This is a genomic window from Microbulbifer sp. (assembly GCF_036563125.1).
Classification (GTDB): Bacteria; Pseudomonadota; Gammaproteobacteria; order Pseudomonadales; family Cellvibrionaceae; genus Microbulbifer.
In genome coordinates, this window is record NZ_DATCMV010000087.1 from 1 (window position 1) to 5,880 (window position 5,880).

At 61.1% G+C, this 5,880-nt stretch carries 5 protein-coding genes; 1 reads left to right on the forward strand and 4 read right to left on the reverse strand.

From position 1 onward, the window contains the following. Together VIL80_RS06830 and VIL80_RS06835 are read right to left on the reverse strand one after the other, a co-directional pair. The coding region (locus VIL80_RS06830; RefSeq protein WP_332035372.1) for an ABC transporter permease at positions 1-2,171 on the reverse strand (2,171 nt) is incomplete at its 3' end. Next, positions 2,147-2,833 carry an ABC transporter ATP-binding protein gene (locus VIL80_RS06835; protein WP_332035373.1) on the reverse strand — a complete coding sequence of 229 codons (687 nt, stop codon included), beginning with the start codon at positions 2,831-2,833 and terminating at the stop codon, positions 2,147-2,149. The genes VIL80_RS06830 and VIL80_RS06835, both read right to left, overlap by 25 nt. A gap of 193 nt (positions 2,834-3,026) precedes the next feature. Here VIL80_RS06835 and VIL80_RS06840 point away from each other — a divergent pair, with 193 nt between their 5' ends. Continuing rightward, positions 3,027-3,458 (forward strand): hypothetical protein, encoded by a 432-nt coding sequence (locus VIL80_RS06840; protein ID WP_332035374.1) that lies wholly within the window; start codon positions 3,027-3,029, stop codon positions 3,456-3,458. Between the two features lie 67 nt (positions 3,459-3,525). Here VIL80_RS06840 and VIL80_RS06845 read toward each other — a convergent pair whose 3' ends face one another. Both VIL80_RS06845 and VIL80_RS06850 read right to left on the reverse strand, forming a co-directional pair. Continuing rightward, the gene (locus tag VIL80_RS06845; RefSeq protein WP_332035375.1) at positions 3,526-4,935 is read right to left on the reverse strand and encodes a M14 family metallopeptidase; all 1,410 of its coding nucleotides are present in this window, start codon (positions 4,933-4,935) and stop codon (positions 3,526-3,528) included. 218 nt (positions 4,936-5,153) lie between these two features. Continuing rightward, on the reverse strand, positions 5,154-5,858 hold the full coding sequence (locus VIL80_RS06850) for an SDR family oxidoreductase (RefSeq protein WP_332035376.1): 705 nt from the start codon (positions 5,856-5,858) through the stop codon (positions 5,154-5,156). Positions 5,859-5,880: the final 22 nt, after the last annotated feature.

Sequence of the window (5,880 nt, forward strand, 5' to 3'; positions counted from 1 at the left end):
CCGTATACATGCAGCAAGGTGTAACTCCCCTGCCGCAGACGGAATATCACCAGCCCCATCAATGCCAGCGCGGTACCCGCCAGTGCCAGTGTCAGGCCGTTCAGCATGCGCGTCATTTGGAAAGTCCGCGCAAAGGCCGCATTGGCGGCGCGCTTCAGACCCGCCTGATCACGCAGACGGCTGTCGGCCATCCACGCATACTGTTGCGGCCAATCCTGCCAGTGGATTTTCTGCAGGTTGCTGGCGCCGAGCACAAAGGTGGAATAGCGATTCGGCAACGAATCCGGCACAAGTGCCAGCGGCAACATCAGCTCGCCCTCGGGGCGGCCGTAATCCGCATAGATGCCTATCACCTCCCGCGTCAAGGATTCGCCGCCGAGCCGAAACCGGAGGCGGTCTCCCAGCGCCAGCGATTGCCGGCGCGCCAGCTGCTCGTTGATCAGCACCCCCCGCGTTGGCAGTTGCGCCCAGGGGTTTTGCACCGCAGCCAGGAACGGCCACTGCTGTAACAGCGGCGACGCCGGATCGACCGCGAACACATCCACCGGCAGTTCGCCGCGCGGCGATTTCCCGTCCGATGTTTCCAGCACGGCCCGCCCGTGCACCATCGGCAACACCGCGTTTACGCCGGGCAGCTGCTGCAGTTGTTCGCGCCACTCACTGGTCGCCACCAGCTGGCCCGGGTCGATATACAGATCGCCCTGCAGGCGCTGGTCGAGCCAGCGGGCAAAGGTGGATTCGAAACCGGTGACCATGGCCTGTACACCGATGGCGGTGGCAATGGCAAACGCCAGTGCCGTGAGTGGCAGGCCCAGCAGCCTGCACAACGCACGCATTTCGGAACAGGACCACTCCAGCAGCGGCCGGTGGGCGTGGCGCTCGGCGCGCGCCAGCAGGCTGTTCAACAACTCCGGCAACAGCATGCCGACGCCAATCAGGCAGCCCATGGTGGCGGTGAAAATCAGCCACAACGCATCGGTCGCCAACAGCGCGAGCAGTGACGCCACTACCAGCAGCAAGGCCACCACAATACGCCCGTTGCGCGCGCGGCCGCTGCCCGCGCTTTGCCCGAAAGCCGCCGCTGCACCCCACTGCGCCCGCCGCAGAATCAGCAGGTCCATACCGGCCCACCCCACCAGCAGCACAAGAATCAGCACCATACCGAGCCAGGCTTCCGCCGTAGGTGCACCCTGGATCAGGGTATCGACATTGAACAGGCCATTGAGGGTTCCCTGGAAACCCGCCGCCATCGCCGATGCCAAGCGCCCGCCCAACCAAAGCCCAAGGCTGCCACCGACCACTGCGACCAGCAGCACCTCCGCCAGCAGTGCGATGCGCAACTTGCCGGGGGGCACGCCAAAACGCACCAGTATTTGCAGGCTGCGGCGCCGCTGTTCAAGGGCAAAGCGATACACGCTGCGCACCAGCAGCGCCGCCACCAGCAATGTCAGTGCGCCGAGGGTATTGAGGCTGAGAAGAAACGCATCCACCAGCGGGTCCGGCTCCACCCCATAGTCTTCCACCTCGGTGCGGTAGCCTTCCGGGAGCGGCAATTTCTCCAGCTCCGCCGCCGGCAGCAGAACGGCGAAAGTCGCACGCCCGCTGGAGGCCAGATCCGCCGCGACCGAGATATCCGTGAACAGCTGCGCCCGCGGCAGGCCATCGAGTTGCTCGAACTGGAAAGCCCCGGTGCCCGGCAGCGCCAGCTGTTGCCAGCGCGCGTAGTCCGCGGCGCTCCCCAGCAGCAGTGGCCGATCGAGCGTCGAGATCAGTCTCGCCACCGCCGTCGCATAAGAATCCTCGCCCCGCGCCTGCCTGGACTCTTCCGGGGCCCGGTACTGCCGCAGGCAGGCACTGGTGAATGGGTCGAGGCCGATAACATCCGGGGCCTCGCTGCCCGCAAAACGCACTTCCAGCCGTGGCGATGCACAGAGCCCCGCCCGCCGCAGCCGCGCAAAATCCGCCACATCCACCGGGCGCCCATCTTCGCGGGCGACACTCAGCAGCGGCTCCAGCGCCGCACGGGAGCGGGCCACCGCATCCTCCGCCGAGCCGGTCAGCGAACGCACTCCGCTCCAGAGCATGGCGGCACACACCAGGATCAGCAGCAGTCCGAGCAGTTGGCCCGGATGGCGGCGGTAATGGCTCAGGAAGACACTGCCGAGTCCCATGGACGCAGGGCTCCTTCCCGCAGCTCGAGAATCCGGTCGCAGCGCTCCGCCAGTTCCGGGTTATGGGTAACGATCAACGCGCCCACCGCGCGCTCACGGATGGCATCGAAAAACAGTGGCGCCACCCGCTGGGCAGTGGCGTAGTCGAGGCTGCCGGTGGGTTCGTCGGCGAGAATCAGCTGCGGCTGCATGGCAAAGGCACAGGCCAGCGCCGCCCGCTGCCGCTGGCCGCCGGAGAGCTGATCGGGGTAACGCTGCGCGGTTTCAGCGATACCCAACTGCTCCAACAGCGCCTCGCCCGCGTGCTGTTGCAGGCCTGCGAGCCCGGCGCGAAACGCGATATTGCGGGAAACGGTGAGCGTGGGGATCAGGTTGCCATCCTGGAACAGTGTGGCAATACGGGTGCGGCGCAACTCGGCCCATTCGCCTTCGGTGAGCGCGGTATGCGGGTTACCGAATACCTGCAACTCGCCGCTGTCCGGCGCCAGCAGCCCGTTGAGCAGATTCAGCAGCGTACTCTTGCCGGAGCCCGAAGGCCCGATCACCGCCACGGCCTCGCCCCGGCGCAGCTCAAAGGATACGCCCCGCAGCACGCAGATCTGCTCGCGGCCGTTGTGGTAAGACTTGCTGAGTTTCCGGGCTTGTATCAGGGCATCGTTCATAGGGCACAGTGGCTACCTGATCGCTGGGTTCGCCAACAAGTCTATCGCACCGGGCAGTGATGCAAAGAACGGCTACTTGGTGACCTTCAAGTGCCCGCGAGACCGGGCTCGACACACTGTGATACGCCGCAACAAATAACGCCACAGCTGCTCTATACTCGCCGCCCTGAAGCCACCCAACCACGAGGTATCTATGAAACTGCTCCGTATCGCCCTACCGCTGCTGGCGGCGTTTCTCAGCGCTCCATCGCTCGCCTACAGCAATAATTCCGGTTTCGGTATCGGCCTGGCCTACGATCTGGGCACCGGCGTGACCGCACAATTTCGCGAAACCTCGTTCTTCGTCAACAGTGACGCTCTGGCGGTAGATTTCCGCCTGCAGAACCTCAGCAATGATCGCAGAACCCTGCACGCGTATATCGACGGCGGCCTCTTTTACGAGGATGGCGGACGTGACAGCTACAACGACAAAGCCGGCGTGCGCCTGCCGGTAGGTCTGTCCTTCGGCATTGCCCCCAGCGTGCAGGCCTATATTCAGGCGGTGCCCAACTTCGCGTTTAGTGACAACGACAACAAAGAAGGCTTTGGGGTCGATGGCGCTTTAGGTGTTCGCCTGCGCTTCTGACAGAAGCACACACGCGCGCGGAAACTCATGTGTTCCGCGCGCCCAGACTCCGCTAAAGGGCCGTAGATTACGGATCTAGATCCAGCGCCAAAAGATTGCCCTTGCGCACATCCACCACCCCGCCATTGAGTACGGCAAGACGCACACCCGCCTCATCCCTGAGCAGGAAGGTTGCGGCTTGACGGCGTGCGGGACGTTCACCCTCAAGGTTTGCCGGATTCACCACCACCGGCCACTGGGTTTCCTTCACCAGCAATTCACTGTCGCCGACGAAATACCCGTAGCCACTGCGCAGAAGCTCCAGATAGCGACGGTCCGTCAACTCCAGGGTCTTCTCAAGCTGGTAAGCTTTTGCGGCCTGATATTGAGCACCGCCGGCATCGACACTCAGCGCGCCGTGCTTATTGGATAGATCGCCCACATCAACCACGCTGACAGACCCATAGCGATGATTGATCGCGATATCAGTCCGATAGGCTTTATCGCCATCCCCCGCGCGTATATTGTCGATCTTTACATCGACAAAAGCCTCATCGCGGTTAAACGGAATCGAATTGTAAACCCCCACCGAGACGGGTTGGTAACTGCCACTGGCGATACTGTCGATGGCCGCCACCAACATCTCGAAATTCATGCGACGCGCAACCTGGCGGTTGGGGTCATTGGGGTGTGCGCCGGATTCGATCAGGATGGTGCTGATGCCCATTTCCGCGAAGGTGTCGCCAAAGGCGCGCCACGCATAGGTGTCATCGTACTTGGCGATATGGTCACCAATAGACGGGTCAATGCGCTGAACCAGCAGACCAATCAGCTTCATGGCACGGGCGCGACTGGCATTGACCTCGCGCGCCTCGTTATAGGCCGGTGCCAATACCGAAATGGTGGCCATCTTGTCCGTCTGCCCGACACCATAGTGGCGATTCTGGTCGTGCAGGTTAAATCCGAATTCAGGCTTAAAGGACTTGGCCAAGCTCATCAGTGCGCGCCCTTCCGGTGACTGCAGCGCCTTCGCATCGCGATTCACATCAAAGCTCTGCGCATTGTGGCGAGTATCGCGCTCGGCGCCGTCAGGATTCAGCATCGGAACCATCACAAGGGTGAGGTCATCCATCCACCCATCGCGCCACTGTGCCTGCTCAGGCGCTGTGATAAAGGCGAGCAGATCGAATAGCGCGGTCGTCGCGGTAGGCTCGTCGCCATGCATCTGCGACCACATCATCACCCGGGTATCACCCCTGCCGATACTCACGCTGGAAATCGGCCGACCTTCATAGGAGCGCGCAATTTCCTCGACGCGCAGCAATGGGGATTTCTGTAATTCCTGCAGCAACGGCAGTATGTCGACCTGCCGGATGGCTGGCTTATCAAGGCCGGGTATCTTGTAATTCAGGTAAGAATCACTTTCGTCCGCCGCCAACAGCGAGGGGCTGGATACAGAAAGGAATACACCCAGCAGCAGGGAAAGTCGTCTGGCCATGGTTCACACTCATTCGTTATTGATTTAGCAGAGGCTTGCACGAATAAAATATTCCACAACTGGTACAGCGAATGCAATGCAACAGGGAAAAGATCAGGGGGAACCACTTGGCAATTTCGCCATTATCTGCAAATGGCAAAGTGGCCGGATATTAGCCAAGTGGCGACTGGCGGAATAGCCGCTCCAACGAACCAGGCCTGAGACAACTCCTGCCAGGATTACGGGTTATACGCCCAGTCTTGATCGTCGTGGTAGATCATCTGCTTTGTCATACCGCCATCCACAGTGATGTCCTGACCAGTAATGAAACTGTTTTTCGGATCGCACAGGAACATAACGGCATTGACGATATCCGCCGGATTACCCACACGGCCAGCCGGGTGCTGGCTGGCATCGGCGCCGGTGAAGTGCGCATTTGAGGTATCGATCCAGCCCGGGGAAACCGCATTCACCCGGACTTTTCCGCGCAGGGTCATCGCCATGGCATGGGTCAGGCTGCCGATACCACCCTTGGCTGCGGTATAGCTTTCGGTATCCGCCTGACTCATCCGCTCGCGGGTCGACGAAATATTTACGATGGACGCCCCGGTATTGAAGTGCCCCAGAAACAGCTGGCTCAGCAGGAACGGTGCCGCCACACCAACTCGCAGCACGTAATTGAAATCTTCATAGGAACAGCTGTTCAACCCGCCCCGCGACAGACAGGCGTTATTGATCAGATAATCGATGGCCCCGTATTCGGAGATGACTTTAGCCGCAAAAGATCTGAGCACCGTTTCATCGGCAATATCGCCCACATAGTAGACACCGCCCTGCAGGTCGATAGAACACACGGCAACGCCCTGCTCTGCAAACGCATCACAAATTGCTTTACCGATACCCTGTGCACCACCGGTTACCACGGCAACTTTCTGTCTGGTCACGGCCATCGTTCCTCAAATTTAA

Coding starts and splice junctions, on each gene's coding strand:
- VIL80_RS06835 (WP_332035373.1), bottom strand. CDS start 2,833: ATGAACGATGCCCTGATACAAGCCCGGAAACTCAGCAAGTCTTACCAC.
- VIL80_RS06845 (WP_332035375.1), bottom strand. CDS start 4,935: ATGGCCAGACGACTTTCCCTGCTGCTGGGTGTATTCCTTTCTGTATCC.
- VIL80_RS06840 (WP_332035374.1), top strand. CDS start 3,027: ATGAAACTGCTCCGTATCGCCCTACCGCTGCTGGCGGCGTTTCTCAGC.